Origin of the sequence: Nocardia sp. NBC_01377 (assembly GCF_045040005.1) — a bacterium.
In the GTDB taxonomy this organism is placed as follows: domain Bacteria; phylum Actinomycetota; class Actinomycetes; order Mycobacteriales; family Mycobacteriaceae; genus Nocardia; species Nocardia noduli.
On sequence record NZ_CP109566.1, the window covers coordinates 1,991,663 to 2,016,737 of the forward strand.

Sequence of the window (25,075 nt, forward strand, 5' to 3'; positions counted from 1 at the left end):
GAGCCGATCACCGCACGTCGGTACGTCTGCGGAACGTGTCCGCGCGCTCTACAGTTGATCGGCACGCACGGGTGGTTCCTGTCACGCGGAGGGGTAGATGACGGCCGAGCAGCCGCCGCTCACGGTGGGATCACGGTTCGGCCCGTACCGATTGGATCGCCTGATCGGCCGCGGTGGCATGGGCGAGGTCTACGAGGCGTACGACACCGAACGCGACCGGGTCGTCGCGATCAAGGTGCTGCCCGAGCAACTCGCCGACGACCCGATCTACCGCGAGCGGTTCCGCCGCGAATCCCACAGCGCGGCCAGACTCAAGGAACCGCACGTCATCCCGATCCACGACTACGGCGAGATCGACGGTCACCTGTTCATCGATATGCGTCTGGTCGAAGGTGACAATCTGCGCGCCGTGCTGCGCGCCGAAGCGCCGCTGGCACCCGCGCGCGCGGTCGGCCTGATCGGGCAGATCGCCGCCGCGCTCGACGCCGCGCACGCCGACGGACTGGTGCACCGCGACGTCAAACCCGACAACATCCTCACCACCACACGCGGTTTCGCCTACCTGGTCGATTTCGGCATCGCGCATTCCAGCGCCGACACCGGACTGACCTCCGACGGCGCCGCGGTCGGCTCGTTCCACTACATGGCCCCGGAACGGTTCACCTCGCGCGTGGTCACCCGAGGCGCCGACGTCTACGCGCTCGCCTGCGTGCTCTACGAATGCCTCACCGGGGCACGCCCGTTCCCGGTCGGCACCGACGCCGCCGTCATGCGCGCCCACCTCGGCGAACCCCCGCCACGACCGAGCATGATCCGCCGCGACGTACCCCTCGGTTTCGACGCCGTCATCGGCCGAGGAATGGCGAAGAATCCCTCGGATCGTCACGCCACGGCGGGTGAGCTGGCCGACGCGGCCGAGGCCGCGCTGCGGACCGCGACCGCCGCGCAAGTGGATGAGGAACCGACCAGGGGCGGCGCGGTGAGCGGACCGGTGGCGACCGAACGCGCGCAGCCCCCGGGGCGGTACTCGTCGGGGTCGATGCCCCGGTCGGCCGAGAGATCGGAGTCCGACAGGGGTGCGGTCGGGAGGTCGGAGTCGGACAAGGGCGCGCGTCGGGCGTGGGATCCAGGTGGTGCCGGGTCGGCCGATGAGTCACCGAGTCCCAGCCCGGACGAGGCGATTTCGCACGCGGATGACGGTAATGAGACGTCGTCGCAGACCGTGCGCGGTGAAGCGGATACGCACGCATCCGGGCACAGCGCGCGAGGCGGTCAGGGTGGGCGATCGGGAGCCGTGGGCCACGGTGGTCGAGGCGTGTCGGGACTCGGTGAGGATGGGGGAGTGACGTCCCAGTCCGGCCACGGTGTGGGCACCGGGTCCGGTTCTGGTGACAATGCATCGCCTGCCTCGGGAGCGTCACCGGCGGCATCGTCGGAATCAGCCTCTGCCTCTGCCGCGCCACCGTCCTCTGCACCGGGCCACACCCCGACGCAGGATTCGGGTTCGGCACCGAAGCGGGGGGCGGGATCAGGTGACGATTCCGGACCGCCCACGGGCACGCCCGTGCACGGCGCAGGCTCGGACGTAGAGGTCGGCGGGGCCGCCGACGAAACCGGCGGCGGCGATGGTCGCGTCGATGTGTCGCGATGGGACGGGTTCCGGGGGAGACGGCCCGTCATCGCGGTAACCGCGGCGGTAATCCTCATCGCCGCAACACTTCTCGGTACCTGGTCGATGGTCGGTCGCGATGACGGCGGCACCGCCGTCGCCGACGGCACGGCACTGCGCGGACCGGATCTCGATCTGCTCGCGGCCCTGCCGGGGGCCGGGTATCGCCGCGCCACCTGCGCGCATCTCGACCCAGACACCACGACCACCGCCGTGGTCTTCTGCGACGCGAATCCGGCGGTGTCGGCGCCGACCGCCCGTTTCCTGCGATTCCGCGATCTCGACGCGCTGCGCGAGTACTACCGCGAGGTTGTCCTCGACGGATTCGCCGCGACCGCCTGCCCGGTAGATCCGCCGGGGCGTGACGCTCCGTCACCGGTCGACGGCAAGGAAGTCGGCCGTCGAACCTGCCTCACCAATATCGTCGACGATCCGTCGGTGCCCAAACCCGGTCTGGCGCTGACCAACGAGTCCGAACTGTCTCTCGCGTACTATTTCTGGCCCGATCGGGCCGCGACGCCGTTGCGCGACTACGCCGCACGCGCGGGCCTGCTCCAATTCCGAACCGGGGACGCGGCAACGGATCCAGATGTGTTCACCGACGCCGATCTCGCGCTGCTTGACCGGGTCGGACCGCCCTATACGTCGGCCACCTGCCGCCATCTCGCTCCTCCGGTCGGTCTGATGAACGCCACCGTCGCGTGCGGTGCGCCGCTCGGATCTCCCTCGGCGCAGTTCCTCGGCTTCCCGGATCGCGCGTCCACGACGCGGATGTATCAGGGCGTCCTGAACCAGTTGGCTGGCCATGCCTGCGGCGGCGGACCCGGCCCCGACAGCGTATGGCGCGCCGACTCCGCCCCGGTCGGCCGAATCTTCTGTTACGTCGACGGCCCCCCGGCAACCGGTGCCCGGACCTGCCTGGTCGGAGCACACGACGAACACGCGATGATGGTGGGGGTGTGCGCGCTGTCCGAGGACAATCCCGAGAACGGGCCGAGGACCGAGCCGGACCTGCTCGCCTGGTTCCAGCGCGGATTCGGCTAGCGGGCCGTCACGAACCTAGACGCCCGGTGGCCTCATCGGCGCGCGCGGTACCAGTGCGAACACCAGTTCGCTGTCACCGATCCGGAGGACGGCCCCGTCGACGAGCGCCATGCTGTCGATCACGCGGACACCGTCGACGAAAACGCCGTTGGAGGACAGCAGGTCCTTGACGACGTAGGCCAGACCCGTGTCGACGACCACCGCGTGATGGCGGCTGACCCTGCCGTCGTCCAGGGCGATGTCGTTGTCCCGCAGCCGCCCGATCCTGGTGAAACGTTCACGGACCGGGTAGTCGTTGCCCGCGTCGTCGCGGAGCACCGCGAGATGGTCACCCGGTTTCTGGTCGACGATCGTGGTCATTCGGGTCGCCGACGCGGTGCCCGCCGCGTGTGCGGTCAGCGGTTCCTGACGCAGGATGCGTTCCTCGAGTTCCCGCAGGGGCGGGCTGGGATCGATGCCGAGTTCGTCGGCCAGCGTCGTGCGCAACCGCCGGACGGCGTCCAGCGCGTCGGACTGCCTGCCGTCGATGTAGAGCGCGGTGATCAGCTGCTGCCACAACGGTTCTCGCAGCGGGTGCGCCCCCACCAGGTGCGAGAGTTCCGAGACCACCGCGCTCGCGCGGCCCTGCGCGATATCGGCTTCGGCGCGGGCCTCGATCACGCTCATCCGGTCGTCCTCCAACGCGGCGGCGTAGGCGTCGGCGAAGGCGAGTCCGCGCAGATCCCCCAGCACCGCCCCGCGCCACTGCCCCAGCGCGCTGGACAGCGATTCGCTCGCCGCCCGGAAACGGCCCGCCGCCAGCGCCCGGACACCGGCTTCCTTACGTGCCCGGAACCGGTGGACGTCGCATCCGTCGTCGGCCACCGAGAGGCGATAACCTCCACCGACCTGCGAGAGGACCGAGCGAGCGTCGATACCCGCGTCGCGAAACGGTTTCCGCAGATTCGACACGATGGTGTGCAGGCCGACCCGCACATCCGGCGGCGGATTCTCCTCCCACACCGCGTGCGCGAGCGCGTCCACCGACACCGGACGGTTCGCGTTGATCACCAGATAGGCCAGTGCCGCGCGCTGTTTCGGCCCCCCGGTCGCCCGGACCTCCCCATCGATGGTGAGTTCCACCGGCCCGAGCACGCCGAATTGCGCCCGTACATCAGCCATGCCGAACTCCTCCCGACGCGGTCCGTCCGGCAACCCGGCACGACAGCGTCACCGTATCCGCGCTGCCCCGACCTGCGGCGAACCAATCGTATATGCGCGGCCGGAGCGCCTTCCACCGAACGGGCTCACGCGCGAGGGGTGGATCAACCGCGGCAGACGCTACCGACAATCCGGCAGGCGACGTCCGAACGGCCCCACGCGCGAAAGGACGGATCAGCTCGCGGCAGTGGCCACCGACAATCCGGCAGCCGACGCCTCACCCGGGAGCATCGCCGCCAACGCTGCCGCCGCCCGCGGGTGCCGTTCCAGCAATGCCGTGACCGAGCGGTTCGGGCCGGGTGTGAGTTCCTGCCATCCGTCCTCGTGCCCGAGAAGCCCGGCGAGGGCGTCGCAGGCGCTGGGATGCGCACGCAGCAGATCGCCCGCCGGGCCGCCCGAGGCGACGACCACGGCGGCCGGGGCGACGGACGCGGTCTTCGCCCACGGCGGTGTCCAGGATTCGACGGCACCGCGTTCGCCGGGGAAGGTGCGGCCCGCTTCCCTGGTCAGGGCGGGAATCAGTTCGGCGGCCTGACCGCGCAGGGTGGTGATCAGTTTCGGCAGCCAGGGCAGCAGCACCGAATCCGGTAGACGACCGAATGCCTTGGACAGCAACTCGACGATGAAGGGTTTCAGCGTCGGCACCGGGTCCATGGCCTGGACGAATCCGCTGAGGTACTGCGGGAACGCTGGGACGACGAGCGGATTCGCGAGCATGTCGTCGCAGCGGGCGCGCAGTTCGGCCTGGGTGAGCAGACCCAATTGCAGGCGAGTGGCCCACAGCAGCGCGACCTTGGCGGGCGCCTCGGGATGGGACTGGCGGACGGCCAGTTCCAACTGGGTGTGATCGCAGCCGAGCGACAGCGCCAGATTCTCCATGCCGAACAGGAATCCGAGCATGGCGGCGACGGGCCTGACACCGGTCTCGTCGTCGGTGAACGCGGTGGGGAGCAGGGTGCAGTAGTGCGCGTAGCCCGCGGTGACGAAGGTGCCGCACCATTGCGGCAGACCGGCACTTGTCGAGCGGAAATAGTTGAGCAGCAGCCGGATTCGGCGCAGCACCTCGGGCGCTTCGTCCACCGACCGTTCCGCGGCGAGCAATTCGACCGCGCGAGCGCCGAGTTCGTCGGCCAGTCGCGCCGAGCCGAGGTATACCAGTGCGTCCTCCACCGCGGCCAGCGCCCCGGCGGCCGTCGCGTCCGGATCGTTGACCGTCCGGCGCAGGCGCTGCTCCAGTACCTGTTCGATGGTGACGCCCTCGTACCCGAGTTGCACCAGATCGCGCTGGTACTTGCCGAGCGCGAGATCCCAGCTCTCCTGGATGGAGCGTTCGCCGAGTTCCCGCGTGCCCATGATGGGCCGGGCCGCGCCCGCGGGCAGCAGCCTGCGCAGCATCCACAGCAGATCCGAACACGGCCGCAGCAGCGGATCGGATTCCAGGTCGAGCAGGGTGCGGCGCACCCCGCGATCGGTCGGTACGACACCGACCGGCTTCAGCCGATCGAAGACGTTCTGCGCGAGCGGCGGCAGCGCCGCGTAGCCGACCTGTCCGATCCGGTCGCCGCCGAGCAGGATCTCGCACAGCCTGCGCACGTCACGGCGACCGGGGACGTGATCCTTCTCGATACAGGTGATCGCCGCGTCCTGGAAGTCGTACGGTGTCGGGCGCGCCCGATTGCGCATGCCCGCCAACAGGATCGAGGTCTCGAAGATCGCGATGGCGTCGGCGGTGCTGGCGAGGTAGCCGTTGCGCCGCGCGAGCCGCACGATGTCGACCGACCACTCCAGCAACTCGGACTCGTCCAGATCGTCCAATCGCGGTGGGCGGGAGAGGAAACCGGAGAGCTGGTCGGCGACAGCTGGCGACTCGGACCGTGCGATCGCCTTCGTCTTGCGCGCCGACGCGGCTTTCGCGGTCTGCTGCCCTTTCAGCGCGAACGGCCGCAACTTGCCGCGCCGGACCCCCTTGGCCCAAGTGGCGGCGGCGATCGACACCGAACCGGCCGCCAGCCCGAACTGTTCCTCGATCGCGGAATGGCTCGACGGGATCAGCCCGTACTGCCAGACGGTCGCCGAGCGCGGGGTGATCTCGTAGGGCGCGTCGGCGGCGAGTCCGAATTGTTCGACGTGACTGGCCGCGTGAAACGCCCCGCACACGTAGAGACACCGTGCGGGATCGGATCCGGTGGCCGCGAGATGCTCGCGCATCCGCGTCCACATATAGCGTTCGCGGTCCTCGTCGTGATCGGTTCCGGTACGGCGCAGGCGACGGAACAGGCTGCCGATCAGCACCATGACCTGCCGGTAGGTGTCGTAATCGGCGCCTGCCAGCGGCTGTTCGACGTACTGATCCCACCATTCCGACCAGTGCCGCACCTTGCCGTGGTGCAGCAGATGTTCCTCGAGTTCGGCGAAATGCGGTCGCAGATCACCGATCTCGATCCCCACCGCGTCACCGTGCAGGGCTTCCTCGGTCTCGCCGCCGTCGGCCGGATCCCGCTCGGTGGTGGGTGACCACTGGAAGACGTGGTCGGTCGACCGGTCGACCAGCACCAGTTCGACGCCCGGGGTGTTCAGCGCGTAGGCGATGGCCTGGTATTCGGCCGAGGCCTCGGTGATCGGCGCGACCACCGAGAGCGGGGCCCACGTGGCCGGGAAGCCGTCGGGCTCCCCGGCCCAGGCCTGCAACGCGACCGGCAGGGTGCAGTTGCGCAATTCCTCCAGGATCGGGCGCAGATCCTCACACAACTCCAGGTAGATGACCTTGGGCTGCTTGTCGTGCAGCCGACGCACCATGGCCAGCGCCGAGGCGGGCGAGTGATGGCAGACCGGGAAGATCTCCAACTCCTCGCGCAACGCCCGGTCGACATCGTCGACGATGCCGGCGAGGATATCGGCGACGACCCCCGGTTCGGCCGCGAATCGCGTCGCGGCCTCGGTGAGCTGCTCGCGCAGCGGAGAGAACGTGCTCACGAGAGCCTCGCGATGGCGTCACGGCCGCCTTCGAGGAATTGCGACCAGTCGCCGCCGATTTCCTTGCTGCGCGGCTCGACCACGCCGTGCCAGAACTTGTTCAGGATGGCGAGATCCTCGGGTGTGCGCCTGGCCAGCGACCCGACCAGCGAACCGGCCAGGGTGTGCGCGCCGAGGGTGGTGTCGCCGAAGAACTGACTGTGCAGGATCGCGTCCTCGAGCACACCGATCTGCTCGGCCGTCGACAGCGCCGATTCCAGTTTCTCGTCGTCGCTTCCGGCCGCGGCGGACGCCGCGCGCAGATCGGCGAAACTCTCCAGCAGGATATCGAGCAGCGTCGGCGGCAATTCCAATTCGATCTGATGACGGCGCAGCAGTTCCGCCGTCCGGAACCGCACGATCTCGGCTTCGCTGCGCTTGTTCGTGACCACGGGGATGCGGACGAAATTGAAGCGGCGCTTCAACGCCGACGACAGATCGTTCACACCCCGGTCGCGACTGTTCGCGGTGGCGATGATGGAGAATCCCGGCTGCGCGAAGACGATATTGTCGTCGTCCAGTTCGGGGATGGAGACGTATTTCTCCGACAGGATCGAGATCAACGCGTCCTGCACAGCGCTGGTCGAACGCGTCAATTCCTCGAAGCGGCCGATGACGCCCTGTTCCATCGCGGTCATGATGGGGGACGGGATCATCGACTCCCTGGACTGCCCCTTGGCGATGACCATCGAGATGTTCCACGAGTACTTGATGTGGTCCTCGGTGGTGCCCGCGGTGCCCTGTACGACCAGGGTCGAATTGCGGCTGATCGCGGCGGAGAGCAATTCGGCCAGCCAGCTCTTGCCGGTGCCCGGGTCGCCGATCAGCAGCAGACCGCGGTCCGAGGCCAGGGTGACGATGCTGCGTTCCACGAAACTGCGGTCGCCGAACCATTTCTGGTCGATCGTGCGGTCGAGTCCGTCGGCGCGCTCGGAGCCGAGTACGAACAGCCGCACCATTTTCGGGCTCAGTCGCCACGCGAACGGTTTCGGTCCGTCATCGATCGATTCCAGCCAGTCCAATTCCTCGGCGTACTTGACTTCGGCGGGTGCGCGCAGAGCGGTGTCGGTCATGGTGGGGAGATCTCCTAGTCGAGAAAGTTCTTGAGTTCGTTGACGAGTTTCTGGATGCGGCCCGAGATCACGGGGGTGCCCATGGCCTTGAATCGCTCGCGGAACCAGGGATTGACGCTCTGGTGGCCCGAGCTGTTCACCGATCCGACGGGAATGAATTTGACGCCGCTGCGGTACACCGCCTGCATGCTCTCGAACAGCGGTTGCGACCGGTCGAACTCGTAGAAGTCCGAGATCCACACCATCACGGTGTTGGCCGGATCGCTGATCTTAGGCTGGGCCATCGCCATCGCGACCGGCCCGTCGTTGCCGCCGCCTAGTTTGGTGCGCAGCAGCACTTCGAACGGATCGTGCACCCACGGTGTCAGATCCAGGGCGCGGGTGTCGTAGGCGATCAGGTGCACGTCGACCTTCGGCAGGCCGGCGAAGATCGAGGCCAGGATGGTGCAGTTGACCATCGAGTCGACCATCGACCCGGATTGGTCGACCACCACGATCATCTTCGCGGGCACGGTCCGTTTCGCGGTCTGGCGGTAGAACAGCCGGTCCACGTACAGACGTTCGTCCTGCGGGTTCCAGTTGGTCAGGTTCTTCCAGATCGTGCGATCCACATCGAGATTGCGCAGGATCCGCTTCGGCGGCACCGAGCGGTCGATCGTGCCCGCCGAACTCTGCTGCACCTGCGTGCGCAGCACCTCGGCCACCTGATCGACGAATTTGCGGATCAGCGCCTTGGCGTTGGAGAGCGCGACGCCGGACAGATTGGCCTTGTCTCGCAGCAACTGCTCGATCAACGACATGCTCGGAGTGAGTTGCGCGGCCAGTCGCGGGTCGGCGAGCACTTCGCGCAACCGCATCCTGGCCACCAGATCGCCCTCGAGACCGGCGAGTACCGCGCGCATCTCGGGATCCGCACCGGCGCCGAGGGCGCCGCGCAGCCAGCCCGCGTCGCGCTGCCAGCCCGAGAGCTGGGTCGCGCTGACATTGCCCGAACCCGTGGCGAACACGTTGAGCAGCAGTTTCGAGATCAGCGCGGCATTGCGAACCTCGTCGGTCGCCACCGGTTCCGGCTCGTCGCTGCCCGTGGGCTCCTGGATCTCCTCGCTGGGCGCGGACGACTCCTCGGCGGCGGAACCGTGCCGACGCGGCGTGATCTCGGTGCGCAGCGTTTCCAGATCCCCGGTGAGCTCGGGAAACCGCTGTAGCACGGTGTCGATCGCGATACCGGGATCGAGCAGTGCCGCGGGAAGTCCGAGATCGTCGACGATCGCGACGCTGGCCGACTCGAGCGTCGACTGCGGCTCGTTGTCGAATATCCGGGCCAGCAGACGCCAGTAGAGAATCTGGCGCCGGGTTTCGTGCGTGGATTGACCGATATCGTTCATTTCCGCAGCAACCGTCCCGCTCGTTCCCGCAGTACCGCGACCGAATCACCGGATTTTGCCAGCGCCTTCACCGCTTTCGGGTCGGTCGGACCGAGTGCCCAGTCCCCGTTGTGCGCATCGACGGCCGCGCCCTTGACGGTGCGCCGCACCGCGAGCGGCCGCAGGATCCAGCGCCCCGCGTCCCAGCGCACCAGACCGACACATGCCGTGGAACTCGTCACGATCGCCGGGGTGAGCGGTCCGCAGCCGGGCAGCAGCTCGAGGTCGAGGGCCAGGCGGTGGCCGTCCAGTTCCACCGCCCCGTCCTTGACCCGATAGCCTTCCAGCAGAACGGGTTCGGACAGATGGACCGGATCGCGTTCGAGCGGCGCCACCGCGGGACCGATCGCCTCCGCCAGCGCGACACGCGCGGTGGTGAACGGATCGGCGGGGGCGTCGAGTGCGGCCCTGTCGTCGTGCCACAGCAGATCCCCGCCCGCGGTGATCGGCAGATCGGCGACCACGAGGCTGCGGTGTTCGGCCAGCGCGCGCAGGAGTTGCGGGTGATCGCCGAGCAGTTCCCAGATCGCCGGGCCGACGATCGTGTCGACCTTGGCCGCGCCGACGCTCACCCGTACGCGCCGGGCGGGCCCGTCACCGGTTTCGAGCACGCAGTGGACCTGTGCTTGCACGGCGGTGCCGTGTTCGTGGATATCGGCGCCGAGGATCAGCAGACGCCCGGAGACGGTGCGCGCGGGCAGCGCCTCGGTGCGACGCCAGGTCGACAGCAGCGCCCGAGTCCACAGATCGGCCCAGCGCCGAGTGGGCAGCGTGTCCAGGGTGGCGACGGGGCACGCGGCGCGCAGCTCCGCGGTGAATCCGTCCAGCAGGACGGCGAGACGCCGCAGCGCGGGGTGGGCCCACAGCGCTTCGACGGTCCGATCGGCGGCGGCGACCAGGTCGTGGTCGACCCCGCGCCACCCCGTGATCGCCACCTCCTGCAACCAGGACCGGCACCCGAGGACGAGATCGTCGGGCGGGGTGAGCTGATCGGCGGTGTCCCAAGGGGATCGGGTTCGCCCCAGCGCCGAGTCGAACCGCTCGGCCAGCGCGTCGTGGACCGCGCCGAGCAGCGCGGCGCGTCCCGCCGCCACCGCGGACAGGTCCTCGGGCCCGATGGAGCCCGCACCCAGTTTGCCCACCGCGTCGGCGACCGCGGGGCCGAGCGGCGAACCGCTCACCGCCGCCGCCAGCGCCGCCAGCGCGCCCGCGTCCTGGTCGCCGAGGCGTCCGAACCCGTTGACGAGCGCGGTATCGATACCGGTGACGATATCCACGACATCGGCCACACCGGTGGGGATCTCGGTCAGCGAGGCAATCTGTACACCGAGCATCAGCGCGTCACCCCCGTGGTGGCCGGGAACCACTGCAACTCCGGAATCGGCGCGGTGCTGCCGGGGAATTCCAGGTAGGCCAGGTGGCGCAGGAACCGGCTGAAGACGACCGCCGCGGGCGCGGGCTCGTGCACCGGGTTCAGCGCACCGATCAGATGGCCGTCCTCGGGGACCTCCACCCGCAGATACCGGGCGACCTGGTCGATGCCGTACTGCACTATCGCCTCGCTGACCAGCGCGGAGATATGTTTGCACGGATACGATCCGCGCAGACCGCCGCACGGCCGATTGTTGTTGGTACTGCAACTGAGTCCGTGGTCGCGTGCCGAGATCGACGAGACGTAGACCCGTGCGATATCGGATCCGCTGGACACCACACCCTGCAACCGCCCGTCGGCAAGCTCCACGAAGGGGACCTTCGCGAGTTTGCGCGGAGCGACCGCGGGCAGCATCCGCACCACCGACGCGCGCTCCCGTTCGCGCTCATCCGAATCCATTCGCTTCCCTCCCGTTCCTCATCATGGTGATCAACCTACGGGAGGGCACCGACAAGTTCGCATCGCCTCATCATCCACGGGTAGTGTTGTCCGACAGTGGCTTTCGTTCGGTCAGCGATTGTCGGTGCCGACTGCTACGCTCAGCACGGTGTTCTTGCAGTACTACTTTGCACTCGGCGAATCCGACACCGCCGCGGTGCGACGGGTGCGCGAGACGGTGCGCTATTTCCTCGGGTGCCGGGAGGTGTCCACGGCCGAGTCCGAGCACGGTTTCCTGATCGTTCCCGGGCATCCGGTCGATCACGGCGCGCTGGCGGATCTGATGGCCGAGGCGGTGCGCAATGTCGGCCGGGCCACCGAGGTGCCGGACCGGCATCTGATCACCCCCATGCTCGGCTTCGATTTCGCCTGTGCCTGGGACAAGGCGACCGCGCCGGTCTGCCCGCGCTGCCGTACCCCGCTCGACGGCTGGGACGAAGAGGACTGGATGTACGGTGCCGAACCCTTCGAAACCTGCGGGTCCTGCGAGTACACCGCGCTCGCGGGCGACTGGGATCTCACCAACGCCTCCTTCGCCAAGACCAATTGCGCTGTGGCCCTGCTCGACTGGCCGAATCTGTGGGAATACGCGCGCGAGGTCCACGAACACGCGCTCGGTCTGATCGGCCGTCGCGCGCGGTACCTCTGCGGGACGGTGGGGTAGCCCCCGCCGCCGTGGCGTCCGGGCCGTGGCGCGTCGGCTCACCTCGGCGCGCGCCGCGTGATATCGAGGACCGATGACAACGACACGTTCCGCCTACGACGTGGTGGTGGTCGGCGGCGGCCACAACGGTCTGGTCGCCGCGGCCTATCTCGCGCGCGCCGGCCGTTCGGTCCTGGTGCTCGAACGCCAGGATCACACCGGTGGCGCCGCGGTGTCGGCACGTCCCTTCGCGGGAGTCGACGCGCGCGTGTCGCGGTACTCCTACCTGGTGAGTCTGCTGCCGCGCCGGATCGTGGACGATCTCGGACTGCGATTCGAGACCCGCCGCCGCCGGATCTCCTCCTACACCCCCGTCGACACCGGCGGCCTGCTGGTCGACACGGGCTCGGCGGCGCGAACCGGGGAGAGTTTCGCGCGGCTCACCGGTACGACGCGCGACTACGACTCGTGGCACGAGTTCTACGGCGCGATGGGACGACTCGCGCAACGCGTCTTCCCGACCTTGACCGAACCGCTGCCGTCCCGCGAACGTCTGCGGAGCCTGGTCGACGACCGGCGCACCTGGGACGCCGTCTTCGAACGACCTCTCGGCGAGAGCATCGAAGACCGCTTCGCCGACGACACCGTGCGGGGCGTAATACTGACCGATGCCCTGATCGGCACGTTCACCCACGCCCATGACCCGTCGCTGCGCCAGAACCGCTGTTTCCTGTATCACGTCATCGGTGGCGGAACCGGCGACTGGGATGTGCCCGTCGGCGGCATGGGCGCGCTCACCGACGCCCTGGCCTCGGCGGCGCGCACGGCGGGTGCGGAGATCGTCACCGGACACGAGGTGACCGGGATCGACACCGACGGTGTCACTTCCGAGGTCCGCCACGTCGGCGGCACGGTGGGCGCGGGATACGTCCTGGTCAATGCCTCGCCCTACGACCTGTCACGATTGCTCGGCGAACCCCTGCCGACCAAACCCGAGGGCGCGCAACTGAAGATCAATATGGTGGTGCACCGGCTGCCTCGGCTGCGCGACGCCGCGGTCGATCCCGCCGACGCCTTCGCGGGCACCTTCCACATCGCCGAATCCTACGAACAACTCGAGCGTGCCTACCGCGAGGCCGCGAGCGGCGCCCTGCCGTCCGCGCCGCCCTCGGAGATCTATTGCCACACACTGACCGATCCCTCGATCCTGACCGGCGACGCCGCCGCGCGCGGCATGCACACCCTGACCCTGTTCGGCCTGCACACCCCCGCCGGTCTCTTCGCCGACGACCGGGAAGCCGCGAAGTCCGCGCTGGTCGACGCCACCCTGGCGCAGTTGAATGCCGTACTCGCGGAACCGATCACCGATTGCCTCGCCACCGATGCCGACGGCAACCCCTGCCTGGAAGCGAAATCCCCGCTCGACCTGGAGCGCGATATCGGCCTGCCGGGCGGCCACATCTTCCATCGGGATCTGGCGTTTCCCTTCCGCACCGAGGACGCCGCCGACGCCGCCGCCCGCTGGGGTGTGGCGTCGGGACACGAGAAGATCCTGCTGTGCGGCGCGGGCGCGGTGCGCGGCGGTGGAGTCAGTGGTATTCCCGGACACAACGCGGCGATGGCCGTTCTGGAATCCGAATCCGGCCGCTGAGGAGGCCGTTGACAATGTCGCGTCGCCGGTGCAACAGTTGCTGAGCAGTCGATCAGTATTTGTCGGCGACAGGACATCGGACACCGTCGTGTTCGAGCCGCGACCAACGAGGTGGATCTTTGAGTGGGCGGGTAGAGGGCAAGGTCGCCTTCATCACGGGTGCGGCGCGTGGTCAGGGTCGTAGTCATGCGGTGCGTTTGGCGCAGGAGGGCGCGGATGTCATCGCGGTGGATGTGTGTGCGTCGGTCAGTGGTACGGATTTGATTCCGTCGTCGACGCCGGAGGATTTGGCCGAGACGGCGGAGTTGGTGAAGGCGCAGGGTTGTCGGGTCGTGACCGCGCAGGTCGATGTGCGTGATTTCGACGCGTTGTCGGCTGCTGTGGCCGGTGGTGTCGAGGAGTTGGGTGGGCTCGATATCATCGTGGCCAATGCCGGTATCGGTAATGGTGGTCAGACGTTGGATCAGTTGAGTGAGGCCGATTGGTCTTCGATGATCGATATCAATCTGGCGGGTGTGTGGAAGTCGGTGAAGGTGGGTGTGTCGCATCTGTTGTCGGCGGGTAGGGGTGGTTCGATCATTCTGACCAGTTCGGTGGGTGGTATCAAGGCGTATCCGAATACGGGTCATTACATCGCGGCCAAGCATGGTGTGGTGGGGTTGATGAAGACGTTCGCGGTGGAGTTGGGTCAGCATTCGATTCGGGTGAATTCGGTGCATCCGACGAATGTGAATACGCCGATGTTCATGAACGAGGGGACGATGAAGTTGTTCCGTCCTGATCTGGAGTCGCCGGGTCCGGAGGATATGTTGCCGGTGGCGCAGTTCATGCATGTGTTGCCGATCGGGTGGGTGGAGCCGGTCGATATCAGTAACGCGGTGTTGTTCCTGGCGTCGGAGGAGGCTCGTTACATCACGGGTTTGCAGATGACGGTGGACGCGGGCAGCACCCTCAAGTAGGAGCAGTACCCTCGCGAAGTACGCCGCGACATTCGGGCTGCTTGCCGCTATGGACGGTGGGCGGCCCGTTCTCGTGTCCGTGCCCGCCTGCTCGAGATCTCCACAATTCGACCAGGTTCCAAGCACATCGACTTCCTAGGGTTGCGCCCATGGAGAGTTTGTTGCTCGGTAGGGGAGAGACCGTCGATTTCGCGCGGTGGACGCGGGAATTCGAGGCGAAGGCGATCGCGCGCGGCACGGTCGGTGACCCGGATTGGCCCCGTGGCGCGCGTCTGGATCCCGCGGTGATCCGCAGTATCCAACGGTTCCAGGTCGGTGAGAGCGGCGACGGCGCGAATCTGATCGCCAAGGCGGGCCGTGCGGGAGACACCGAATACGCCGCGGCGGCAGAGCTGTTCATCGCGGAGGAACGCAATCACGCCCGTCTGCTGGGACTGCTGCTCCGCTCGGCAGGCGCTCCGACCATCGCGAATCACTGGACCGATATCGTGTTCACCCGGCTGCGCAGGGCGCTCGGTCTCCGGCTCGAGTTGATGGTGCTGATGGTCGCGGAAGTCGTCGCACTCCAGTACTACCGCCTGCTGCGCGGCGGAACGTCCGATCCGCTGACCACGCAGGTCGCCGCGTTGATCCTCAGCGAGGAGAAACGCCACATCCCGTTCCACTGCCAACGCCTGCGCGCGGACTTCGCGACGAGTTCCCGAGCCGTGCGATGGGTGGCGCTGTCGGCGTGGTCGACGGTCCTCTTCGGCGCCACGATCGTGGTCGCCTACGATCACGGGCCCGCGCTTCGCGAGTTCGGTTGCCGTCGTGGAGATTTCGTGCGGCAGGTGCTCGGCCTCTTCCGGACCATCGCGCCGACGGTCATCTCACCGTTCGGTCGGGCCGTGCGCTGATCATCGCGCCGGGAATCGCAGGATCCGGTCGTCTCCCTCGCGGACATCGCCGCGTCCATCGGTATTCGAGGTGATGAGCCAGAGCGCGCCGTCCGGGGCGACGTTCACCGTCCGCAAGCGTCCGTAGCTGTCCCGTAACAGGTCGCGCGGGTCGACGAGTCCGTCGCCGGTGATCGTCGCGGTCCAGAGCCGTTCACCGCGCAACGCCGCGACGTACAGGGTGTCGCCCGCGATGGCGATCCCCGACGGAGACGCCTCGGAGGTCGACCAGGTCAGTTCCGGGTCGACATAGCCCCGTTCGCCGCCGCCCCCGCCCTCCACCGCGGGCCAGCCGTAGTTCGCGCCGGGCCGGATCAGGTTGATCTCGTCGAGCCGGTTCTGTCCGAATTCCGCGGCGAACAGACGTCCCGACCGGTCCCAGGCCAGGCCCTGCACATTGCGGTGTCCCAGGCTGAACACCGGTGACCCAGCGATCGGATTGTCCGGTGCGGGAACACCTTCGGGAGTCAGGCGCAGAATCTTCCCGTTCGGGCTGTCCCGGTCCTGCGAGCGCGCGGTCTGCCCGGCATCACCGGTGCCGACGTAGAGCATGCCGTCGGGACCGAAGGCGATGCGACCGCCATTGTGATTGCCCGCCTTCGCGATTCCCGTGAACACCGGTTCGGGTGTCCCGTCGAGCCGGAAGCGGACGATACGATTGTCGTACGCTGCGGTGAAATACGCGTATACATAACGGTTTTCGGCATAGTCGGGGGAAACCGCCAACCCGAGCAGTCCGCCCTCGCCCCGGGCGACCACCCCGGGAACCCGATAGACCTCTTCCGGCGCGCGCCCCGGCGCGATACGCAGAATCCGGCCCGAATCGCGCTCGGCCACCAGTGCCGCGCCATCGGGCAGGAATGCCAGCCCCCACGGCACGTCGATATCCCGGGCGATTTCCTCGCCCGTCCCGAGATCGGGGATGCCCGACGGTGCGCTGGGGGCCGTGCTGCTCACCACCGTCGTGGTGTCGGGCGCGGTCGGTGTGTCCGAACAACCCGTGAGCGCGACCGCGAGACCGACGATCGCGATCGCCACCCGTCGCCGCGTCGCCGATCCGATGGTCGTCGCAGGTGGAAGCGTCGCTCGCGGGGAAACCGTGTCCGCGCGCCGGTCCCGGCTCGTCATCTCGGTCGCCTCGATCCCGTCGTGGTTGCCTTTCCCGACGATATCCGTCCACGGTCGCGTCCGCGCGACGCTGCCGACCGTCTCCGCGATCACGCCGCCGGGCGCCACGGCCGAAATCGCCGACCGACACGGCTTCGCCGGGTGACGCAGACGGTGCGTGCCGGACTACAGGCCGCCGATCCCCGCGAGCACACCGAACGCGGCATCGGCCGCCCGCCACAGCGCGTCGATCTCCGCTGCGGCGGCGGGTGCGAGAACGGGATCTTGCAGGGCGAGCCCGTTGGCGAAGATCACCACGTTCGCGCCCGCGTCGGCGAGCCGGAGCAGCGCGCCGCTGCCCACCCCGGCCCCGAATACGGCATCGAGTCCTTCACCGAGAAAGTAGAACCGCCACAGCGGACCGAGATTCCCGCCGTACACCCGCTCGGTCTCCGCCACGATCAGTTGTCCCTGCTGCGCGATGACGTCAACGATACGGAAATAGTCCGCCGCGTTCGCGGGTGTACCACGCACGGCCGCAACGGAATACGACAGATCGACACTCAGGTGCGCGTTGTATCCCGCCATCGCGACCTGCGCTGGCGGCAGTTCGCACTGCCGGGTGAGCTCGAAATAGCGCGCCCACTGCGCCTGCACCGGCGCGCCGGTGAATTCGGCGTGCACATTCCGGAGAAACCGCGAAAGCAATTCCAGACTGATCCGATGCGCCCACTCCGGATCGTCGAAAACCCCGGACGAACGCTGAAGCGGCATCACCGCCGCCCGTTCCACGGCGTCGAGCCCCAACGGGAACCGACCACGCCGATCGCGATGGCGCACGAAGATCTCGGCGATTCGCCGATGATTCTCCACCGCCCGCTCGAGCCGCTCCATCGACGACCCGCGCAGTGCGTCGGTATCGGACAGCTCGACGATCGTCTCGACCTCGTCGCGCCCCAGTGCGGAGCCGCAGGCCCGGTCGAACGGTGCGGCCGCGACGACTGGAGACCCGAGCGCCACCAGCACCGCGACCAGCACCACGAGCATCCCCGTCCGCAGCCCGACGGCCACCGTCCGTTCGCCACATTCGAGCTGAATTGCGTTGCGGTCGTTCGTCATCGCGGCTCCGAGTGCACTCGTCGGGGTGATGCGGGGTTGCCGATGCGCGGAGACCGGACACCTCGAGTGATCGCACGGTCCGGCCGCGTAGGAGCCTATCGAAGATCACGGCCCCGAGCACGTCAGCGATGACGTGTCGCTCCCGGGGGGTGCGACCGATGCCAAGGAGGCGGGAAGTTCGGACTCGGCACTCGAGCAGTGTCGCGATGCCGCCCGTTCTGCGCCGGACATATGCGGCGTTGCACGCCGTGTAGCGGCGGCAGTCCGCGCTGCACTGTCTCCGATCGCGCGAATATTGTGTACCACGAACGCTTTTGGTAGGTTGTAGATGCTGGCGGGGGAGTGTATTCCGACGTTTTCGGCAGCGTACACAAGGGGAGTTCGGTCTGCTGTGTAGGTCGAGCTAGCGGTATCTGTTCCGTGTGATCACGTATGAGGACGATATCTGCTTCAACCGTTACGGAGGGGATTGCACTATGCGTAAGTTGCTCTATTTCGTGGTGTCCGTGAGTGCGGCGGCGTCGGTGATCGTGGGGACCACGGGTGTCGCCGCGGCGCAGACCCTCACCGAGTACTGTATCGCGGGCGGTGGCAGGGTTGTCACCCAATACAATCCGCCGAAGGGGACGATAACGATCTGCCAAGGTGGGCGGCTTGACGGACACGTGTTGTCGGTCAACCGCTAGGGCCTGAAGCCCGGGCGACGTGGTGCGCCCAGGCGTGCCGCAGCGGATGGTTCATGAACTACTGGACCTTGCGCAGTACTCCGGTCATGGGGCCGGCGAGACCGGATGTCGTATAGGACAATGAGCCGTCTGCCTGCAACGTCAGCGTGGATTGGGAGCCGTCGTCGAGACAGCCGCCGCCGTTCTCGGTCAATCGGGCAGTCAGAACTATCTCTGTCTCGTTCGCGGAATTGAGGCTTTCCGCGCGCACACAGCGCGCGCCCGCCAGCTTGCCGGTGTTCGCCGACTCGCCGACCTCGTCACCGATTCCGCCTTCACCGAGGACCACTTCGATATCGAAGGTGAACACGGCGTCCTTCGCGGTTCCGCGCCAGCTGCCGAGAAAAGCCTGCGGTACATGTGTATCCGACGAGGCGCTGGTCGACTCCGGTTCGGTGATGTCGGTCGATTCGGTGTCGGTGGACTCCTCGGTGCTGGTCTCGGAGCTGTCGGCACTGTCTTTCGAATCGTTGTGCAGCCGGGTGCCGATGAAGAAGGCGCCGAAGGCGACGGCGATCGCGACGACGAGGAGTCCGGCGATCAGCGCGGCACGTGTGCGGTTCTTCGTCGGCGGCGGTGGTGCGGACTGGGCGTCGTATCTGCCCGGCTGTGGCATCGATCCGGGCTGCGTCGAGCCCTGCGGCGTCTGCCACACCGGGGACGGGGGCGGCGTGTTGTGCCGGGTGGGTTCGTGACGACCGGGGGCCGAGGGATCGCCTCCGGGGCCGTACCCCGTGTGCTGTCGCGGGGGCCCCGTGTACGGGGGCTGTGCGGTCGGTGGCGGTGTGAAGGACCCGGAACCGGTTGCGGGGGAGTGTGATCGGATCTCGTGGGGCAGGTCGTGGGGGCCGGAGTCCAGGTCGAGCAGCTGCACGGCGCGGCGGCTCACCTCGTGTACGACCGGACTCGGGAGCCATCCGCCGTCCCGGGGGACCCCGAGCAGGTCGAGTTGCTCCATCAGTTGCCGGGGCGTCGGCCGTGCGGCGACATCCTTGGACAGGCAGGACGCGATGAGCGGTCTGAGGCGTTCGGGGACGGCGTCGAGTCGCGGCTCCTCGTAGACCACCCGCCACAGCATGTGCACCGTGTCGCCGGTCCCGAACGGGCCGTGTCCGGTGGCCGCGAACACCAGAATCCCACCGAGAGCGAATATGTCGCTGGCGGGCACCACGGATTCGCCCGTCACCTGCTCCGGACACATGAAACCCGGCGAACCGATCACCTTGCCGGTCGTGGTGAGCGCGGTGTCCTCGACGGCACGCGCGATGCCGAAATCGATCACCTTCGGACCGTCCAGCGCGAGCAGCACATTCGACGGTTTCAGATCGCGGTGCACCACCCCCGCGCCGTGGATGGCGGCGAGAGCTTCGGCTAGGCCGCGCGCGAGCACCTTCACCGCGTCCTCGGTGAAGGTGCCGAACCGCTCTACCGCTTCGGAGAGGGAGAAACCCGCGACGTAGCCGGTCGCCAGCCACGGCGGATTCGCGTCGACGTCGGCATCGAGCACCGGCGCGGTGAATCGCCCGTCGACCCGCCGCGCCGCGGTCACCTCGCGCCGGAAACGCATCCGGAATTCGCCGTCGCCGATGAGATCGGGCCGGATCACCTTCACCGCGACCGTGCGCCCGCCCGCGTTGCGCCCGAGATACACCCGGCCCATCCCGCCGGAGCCGAGCACGCCCAGCAGCCGGTAGTCACCGATCCGTCGCGGATCGTCCATGCCAAGCGGTTGCATCGCGAACGTTGTTCCCTTCGAACGGACCGAACATTCGAAAGGCTACCCACCCGGCCCGCGGTAGGCGTCATCCGCGGACATATCGACCGTCGCTCAGAGCTGTGAGCTCACCTCGGAGGCGATGAGCTCCAGGTGCGCGAGATCGTGCAGATCGAGGATTTGCAGGTAGATCCGGCTCGTGCCGACAGCGGCATAGGCGCCGATCCTGTCGACCACTTCGGCGGGCGAGCCCGCCAGCCCGTTGGCCTTCAACTCCGCCACGTCGCGCCCGATCGCCTCGGCACGCCGCGCCACGTCCGCGTCGTTCGCGCCGACGCACGCCACGAGCGCGTTCGAATAGACCAGATCCTCGGGCCTGCGTCCGCGTGCCCGCGCGGCCGCCCGCACCCGCTCGAACTGCCGGGCCGAATCCTCGGCGGACGAGAACGGCATATTGAATTCGGTCGCGTATTCCGCCGCGAGCGCCGGGGTGCGGGTCGTGCCGGTGCCGCCGATGACGACGGGGATCGGATCCTGCGCCGGTTTGGGCAGCGCGGGCGAATCGGCGAGCCGGTAGTACTTGCCGTCGAAATCGAAGGTGTCGCCGAGTTTGGTCGACCACAGCCCGGTGATGATCGCCAGCTGTTCCTCGAGTCGGGCGAATTTGTCGGCGGGGAACGGGATGCCGTAGGCGGCGTGCTCCTCGGCGAACCATCCGCTGCCGAGACCGAGTTCCACCCGGCCGCCGGACATCTGGTCCACCTGGGCGACCTGGATGGCCAGCGGGCCGGGCAGTCGGAAGGTGGCGGCGGTGACCAGGGTGCCGAGCCGGATGCGCTCGGTATCGCGCGCGAGCCCGGCCAGGGTGATCCAGGCGTCGGTGGGGCCCGGCAGCCCGTCCGAGTCGCCCATGGCGAGATAGTGGTCCGAACGGAAGAACGCGTCGAACTCCAACTGCTCGGCGGTCTTCGCCACGGTCAGCAGCGCATCGTAGTTCGCGCCCTGCTGCGGCTCGGTGAAAATGCGCAATTTCATGGATTCCGACACACACAACCTCCAGCGAATTCGCGGTATTTGTGTGTTCCATGTGATCACACCTCGTCGTAGACGGGCGTGCGGGGGCGGACGGTGCTCCGCCGTCGCGCGCCACTCGGCATCCCGGTCGGTGGAGTGGTCGGGTCGCCACGCCTCGACGACTCCGGGAATTCCGTCCCGCACGACGTAGGTCGCGCGGGTGTGGACCGGCGCTCCGGGTCTCTCGACGTAGGGCACGACCCGGAAGTCGTTGCGCCACAGCTGTCGGTCGACCTCGACGCGGACGTAACCGCGCTGGGCGTTGAAGAATCTCAGGTCCGGGTTGGCGTCGAGCAGACGCCGTCCGTGGTCGTAGATGTCGACGCCGTCACCGCCACTGGTCAGCGAGGTGCCGGTGAATTCGGTGCCGACCACGGGGGAGTCGGGATCGGCGTAGTCGCGGCGCAGGTCGCAGGCGTAGTTCTCGTGCCGGTCACCGGTGATGACGACGAGGTTGCCGACGTCGCGGTCGGTGGCGGCGCCGAGCAGGGCGTTGCGGTCGGCGACGTAGCCGTCCCAAGCGTCGGTGGACACGGCGGTGGCCGGTCCGGGGTCGTGATCGGTCTGGCCCAGCGGCACCTGGTTGCCGATGATCTGCCAGCGGGCGCGAGAGCGTGCGAATCCGTCGACGAGCCAGTCCCGTTGCGCGCCGCCCAGAATCGTGCGGTCGGCGGCGGTGCGGTCCTCGCGTTCGGTGGTGATGTCTCCGTTGAGACTGCTCTGCCGGGTGCGGTACCGGCGGGTGTCGAGCATGGTGAAGTCGGCCAGATCGCCGTAGTGATAGCGACGGTGCAGATGTATGTGGGTGCCCGAGGGTCGTTGCGCCAGGCGTAGCGGCTGGTGTTCGTACATGGTGCGGAACGCGGCGGCGCGGCGCGCCCGGAACACCACGGGGAGGATGTCGATATCGGCATCGATCCCGGAGGAACCCGCCGCCCAGTTGTCGTCGACCTCGTGATCGTCCATCGTGACCAGCCACGGAAACAGCGCGTGGGCGCGTTGTAGTGGTTGCTCGACCTTGGACAGCGCGTAGCGCAGCCGGTAGTCCGCCAGGTCGCGGGCCTCCGGGCGCAGGTGCGATTCGACCGTCCTGCCGGTGCGCCGACCGGATACGGCGTCCTCGTAGACGTAATCGCCCAGGTGCACGACCAGATCGATGTCCTCGGCGGCGATGTGCTCGTAACCGGTGTAGTAGCCGTCGCTCCAGGCATGACAGGACGCGAACACGAAACGTAGTCGGTCGGGGTGACTGTCGTAGGCGGGCGCGGTTCGTGTCCGGCCGACCGGTGAGATCGCCGAACCCGCGCGGAATCGGTAGTAGTACCAGCGATCCGGCGCCAATCCGTCGACCTCCGGGTGCACGCTGTGGGCCAGTTCCCTGGTCGCCACCGCCGCGCCGCGACGCACGACCCGGGCGAACCGCTCGTCCTCGGCGACCTCGTATTCCACGGTCACCGGCCTCATCCCCATACCGCCCGGCGCGAACGGATCGGGGGCGAGCCGGGTCCACAGCACGACGCCGTCGGGCGTGGGGTCACCCGAGGCGACCCCGAGGGTGAACGGGTCGCCCGACATTCGTGGGGCGCGGAATCGGCTGCTGCTGACCGCCGATGTTCCCACCAGTAGCGCCGCCGATCCGGCGGTGCCGATATTCAACAACTGCCGACGGGACAAGCTCGTACTCGACGGTACACGAAAAGCGGAGGACCTACCTCCGATTGCCGTCGGGCGTGCTCCTACCAGGAGATATTCGGTGCTTTCGCCGACGATCGGGCTCGGTGGGTAGCCCGCCGTGACGCTCGTGCGTGCGCCCCGGATCGGTCGCTCAGACGGGCGCCGCGCGTTTGACGATCGAGGTGATCGGCGCGGTCTCCACGTGCCGCACCCCGTCGATCGCGCCGATGCGTTCGGTGAGATAGCCGAACAGTCCCTCCGAATCCCGGCACACCGCGACGGCGACGATGCTGTGCGATCCGGTCGTCGCGCACGCGTGCGCGATCTCCGGGTGCGTGGCGAGCGCGCGCCCCACCGCGAGCAGGTGTGCGGGAGCGACGTCGAGCCAGAGCGCCGCTTGGACCGGGAACCCGAGTACGGCGGCATCGACTTCGACGTCGAAGCGCAGAACCCGGTTGCGGCGCAACTCTTCCAGTCGCCGCCGTACCGCCGAATCGGACCAGCCGAGCCCACGGGCCAGGTGCTGGTAGTCGGTCCGGCCGTCGCGTGCCAGCGCGGGCAGTAGACGGCGGTCGAGATCGGTCAGCGCGACCCGGCCCGATTCCTCCGATCGCGGTGTCGACAGCGCGAGAATCTGATCCGGGGTCAGCGCGGAGGTCCGGCCCGGCCACTGTCTGTCGGTCAGGTGGCGCAGCAGTCGCTGGGTGTCGAGCGAGACGACCTGCGGCGCGCGACTCAGCGACGCCACCGGCGGCGGCTGTTGGCCGTCGACCCGCAGGATCGCGGTCACCTCGCTCCCACCGGACAGGACGATCACCCACGCCGTGTCCGGTCTGCGGGCCAGTTCCCCGGCGACGGCGGCGGCACCGCCGGGACGCACGCGGATCCGGAGGAACCATTCGGCGTATCCGATCCGCCCGCTGTCGGGAACGCCGGTGACGCGGGCGAGTCCGTGCGCGCGCAGGCGAGCGAAACGACGCGCGACCGTCCGGTCGGCGACGTCGAGAACCTCCGCGATCCTGCTGAACGGCGCGCGCCCGTCGACCTGGAGCGCGTGCAGCAGTCCACGATCGACGGCGTCCAGGGTGACCGAATCCACCGCTCCAGACTAGGACAGTGTCGGATTGCGGCGTGGCGGCGATATTCCGGTGACGCGCACGACGCCCGGCCGCAGGCTCGCAGCCATGACAGAAGTATCGGGTTTTCACCACGCCGGGATCGTCACTCGCGATCTCGACGGGCTGGCACGGCGCTACACCGAACTCGGATTCACCGTGAGCCCGCACTCGCGGCATCTGCTCGGTGCGGGCCCCGGTGAGCCGACGGTGCCTGGACGCGCGGTCGACCGATGCGTCCTGTTCGGTGACTCCTCCATCGAACTGCTCGGGATCGTCGACGAATCCGCTCCCGATCCGTGGCACACCCGCGCCATGATCGAGCGCTACGAGGGGCTGCGCCTGTTGAACCTGGAAACAGCCGATGCCGTCGTCTCCGCCGAGCGGTTGGCGGCGGCGGGGTTGCGCACCTCCGGGGTGCTCGATCTGGCCCGCGATGTCGACACCGAGGACGGCGTCCGCACCGTCCGGGCGAAGGCGGTGCGTATCGACCCGCGCTCGACACCGGAGGGATTTCTCGGCCTCGCTCAACATCGCACGCGCGACCACGTGCACCGGCCGCGCTCTCTCGTCCACGACAACGGGGCGCGCGGGATCGGCGCGGTTCTGATCGTCGCGAGCGAGGACGCCTTCGACGCGATCGTCGACCGCTACGTGCACATCCTCGAACTGCCCCCGTACGAGGAGGGACCGCTGACGCTGCTCCGAACCGGTCCCGTCCACATGGAATTCGTGCGGGCCGCCGATGCCGAGAAGGTACTGCCGGGCGAACCGGTTCCCGCCGACTCCTACCTCGCGGCCATGACGATCCGCGTCGCCGACGCCGCCGAGGCGCGCGATATCGTCGAGGACCACGGCATCCCGATCCAGCCGACCGGTGACGGATTCTTCGTCTCGGCGCGCGATGCCTGCGGGGCGGGCCTGTTCTTCACCGGATGAGGCGGTGGTGTCGGGTGAGCGGTGGTCGCGGGAACGGTGGCGGCGATCCCTGGATAGCGGAGTGGAACCGCGCTACTCTGATCGACGTTCGGCCGAGGGGTGCAGGTGGGATGCGTACGTATCGGAAA

General features: G+C 68.2%; 19 protein-coding genes and 1 pseudogene. 8 read left to right on the top strand and 12 right to left on the bottom strand.

The genetic code is table 11. The features are described from left to right. Window positions 1-97 precede the first annotated feature (97 nt). The gene (locus tag OG225_RS08975) at window positions 98-2,713 is read left to right on the top strand and encodes a protein kinase domain-containing protein (protein ID WP_405181249.1); all 2,616 of its coding nucleotides are present in this window, start codon (window positions 98-100) and stop codon (window positions 2,711-2,713) included. Between the two features lie 15 nt (window positions 2,714-2,728). Here the strand turns inward: OG225_RS08975 and OG225_RS08980 are convergent, their stop codons facing one another. The 6 genes from OG225_RS08980 to OG225_RS09005 all read right to left on the bottom strand — a co-directional run bounded on the left by OG225_RS08980 (window position 2,729) and on the right by OG225_RS09005 (window position 11,253). Then, a complete protein-coding gene (locus OG225_RS08980; protein WP_216906244.1) occupies window positions 2,729-3,874 on the bottom strand; it encodes a BTAD domain-containing putative transcriptional regulator in 1,146 nt (381 codons plus the stop codon). 213 nt (window positions 3,875-4,087) lie between these two features. After that, a complete protein-coding gene (locus tag OG225_RS08985; protein ID WP_405181250.1) occupies window positions 4,088-6,886 on the bottom strand; it encodes a DUF5682 family protein in 2,799 nt (932 codons plus the stop codon). Next, window positions 6,883-7,998 carry an AAA family ATPase gene (locus OG225_RS08990; RefSeq protein ID WP_405181251.1) on the bottom strand — a complete coding sequence of 372 codons (1,116 nt, stop codon included), beginning with the start codon at window positions 7,996-7,998 and terminating at the stop codon, window positions 6,883-6,885. The genes OG225_RS08985 and OG225_RS08990 overlap by 4 nt, the downstream gene beginning before the upstream one ends. Window positions 7,999-8,012: 14 nt before the next feature. After that, complete coding sequence (locus OG225_RS08995) at window positions 8,013-9,383, bottom strand: vWA domain-containing protein (RefSeq protein WP_405181252.1); 1,371 nt, start codon at window positions 9,381-9,383, stop codon at window positions 8,013-8,015. Next, window positions 9,380-10,756, bottom strand: a complete 1,377-nt coding sequence (locus OG225_RS09000; protein WP_405181253.1) for a hypothetical protein — start codon at window positions 10,754-10,756, stop codon at window positions 9,380-9,382. The genes OG225_RS08995 and OG225_RS09000 overlap by 4 nt, the downstream gene beginning before the upstream one ends. Beyond that, window positions 10,756-11,253 (bottom strand): hypothetical protein, encoded by a 498-nt coding sequence (locus OG225_RS09005; protein ID WP_405181254.1) that lies wholly within the window; start codon window positions 11,251-11,253, stop codon window positions 10,756-10,758. The genes OG225_RS09000 and OG225_RS09005 overlap by 1 nt, the downstream gene beginning before the upstream one ends. Window positions 11,254-11,401: 148 nt before the next feature. On the opposite strand from OG225_RS09005, the gene OG225_RS09010 reads away from it, so the two are divergent. From OG225_RS09010 to OG225_RS09025, 4 genes are all read left to right on the top strand, one after another. After that, window positions 11,402-11,956: a hypothetical protein gene (locus OG225_RS09010; RefSeq protein WP_405181255.1), complete on the top strand. Its 555-nt coding sequence runs from the start codon at window positions 11,402-11,404 to the stop codon at window positions 11,954-11,956. A gap of 73 nt (window positions 11,957-12,029) precedes the next feature. Then, a complete protein-coding gene (locus OG225_RS09015; RefSeq protein WP_405181256.1) occupies window positions 12,030-13,586 on the top strand; it encodes a phytoene desaturase family protein in 1,557 nt (518 codons plus the stop codon). Between the two features lie 119 nt (window positions 13,587-13,705). Beyond that, the gene (locus tag OG225_RS09020) at window positions 13,706-14,545 is read left to right on the top strand and encodes a mycofactocin-coupled SDR family oxidoreductase (RefSeq protein ID WP_405181257.1); all 840 of its coding nucleotides are present in this window, start codon (window positions 13,706-13,708) and stop codon (window positions 14,543-14,545) included. Window positions 14,546-14,694: 149 nt separating this feature from the next. Next, the gene (locus OG225_RS09025) at window positions 14,695-15,441 is read left to right on the top strand and encodes a ferritin-like domain-containing protein (RefSeq protein ID WP_405181258.1); all 747 of its coding nucleotides are present in this window, start codon (window positions 14,695-14,697) and stop codon (window positions 15,439-15,441) included. Here OG225_RS09025 and OG225_RS09030 read toward each other — a convergent pair whose 3' ends face one another. Continuing rightward, the gene (locus OG225_RS09030) at window positions 15,442-16,518 is read right to left on the bottom strand and encodes a PQQ-dependent sugar dehydrogenase (protein WP_405183221.1); all 1,077 of its coding nucleotides are present in this window, start codon (window positions 16,516-16,518) and stop codon (window positions 15,442-15,444) included. Here OG225_RS09030 and OG225_RS09035 point away from each other — a divergent pair. Further along, window positions 16,427-16,753 carry a hypothetical protein gene (locus tag OG225_RS09035; protein ID WP_405183534.1) on the top strand — a complete coding sequence of 109 codons (327 nt, stop codon included), beginning with the start codon at window positions 16,427-16,429 and terminating at the stop codon, window positions 16,751-16,753. The two genes, OG225_RS09030 and OG225_RS09035, sit on opposite strands and share 92 nt — an antisense overlap. A 20-nt stretch (window positions 16,754-16,773) precedes the next feature. On the opposite strand, the gene OG225_RS09040 is transcribed toward OG225_RS09035, so the two are convergent. Then, window positions 16,774-17,706 carry a DUF5995 family protein gene (locus OG225_RS09040; RefSeq protein ID WP_405181259.1) on the bottom strand — a complete coding sequence of 311 codons (933 nt, stop codon included), beginning with the start codon at window positions 17,704-17,706 and terminating at the stop codon, window positions 16,774-16,776. 476 nt (window positions 17,707-18,182) lie between these two features. Here OG225_RS09040 and OG225_RS09045 point away from each other — a divergent pair, with 476 nt between their 5' ends. Further along, complete coding sequence (locus OG225_RS09045; RefSeq protein ID WP_405181260.1) at window positions 18,183-18,392, top strand: hypothetical protein; 210 nt, start codon at window positions 18,183-18,185, stop codon at window positions 18,390-18,392. 58 nt (window positions 18,393-18,450) lie between these two features. Here OG225_RS09045 and OG225_RS09050 read toward each other — a convergent pair whose 3' ends face one another. From OG225_RS09050 to OG225_RS09065, 4 genes and pseudogenes are all read right to left on the bottom strand, one after another. Then, window positions 18,451-20,166 (bottom strand): protein kinase domain-containing protein, encoded by a 1,716-nt coding sequence (locus OG225_RS09050; protein ID WP_405181261.1) that lies wholly within the window; start codon window positions 20,164-20,166, stop codon window positions 18,451-18,453. Window positions 20,167-20,259: 93 nt separating this feature from the next. Then, window positions 20,260-21,180 (bottom strand): LLM class F420-dependent oxidoreductase, encoded by a 921-nt coding sequence (locus OG225_RS09055; protein ID WP_405183222.1) that lies wholly within the window; start codon window positions 21,178-21,180, stop codon window positions 20,260-20,262. A gap of 303 nt (window positions 21,181-21,483) precedes the next feature. Further along, window positions 21,484-22,794 (bottom strand): annotated as a pseudogene (locus OG225_RS09060) (alkaline phosphatase D family protein); the annotation flags it as partial. Window positions 22,795-23,044: 250 nt separating this feature from the next. After that, complete coding sequence (locus OG225_RS09065) at window positions 23,045-23,992, bottom strand: Lrp/AsnC family transcriptional regulator (RefSeq protein ID WP_405181262.1); 948 nt, start codon at window positions 23,990-23,992, stop codon at window positions 23,045-23,047. A gap of 85 nt (window positions 23,993-24,077) precedes the next feature. On the opposite strand from OG225_RS09065, the gene OG225_RS09070 reads away from it, so the two are divergent. Further along, the gene (locus OG225_RS09070) at window positions 24,078-24,947 is read left to right on the top strand and encodes a VOC family protein (RefSeq protein ID WP_405181263.1); all 870 of its coding nucleotides are present in this window, start codon (window positions 24,078-24,080) and stop codon (window positions 24,945-24,947) included. Window positions 24,948-25,075: the final 128 nt, after the last annotated feature.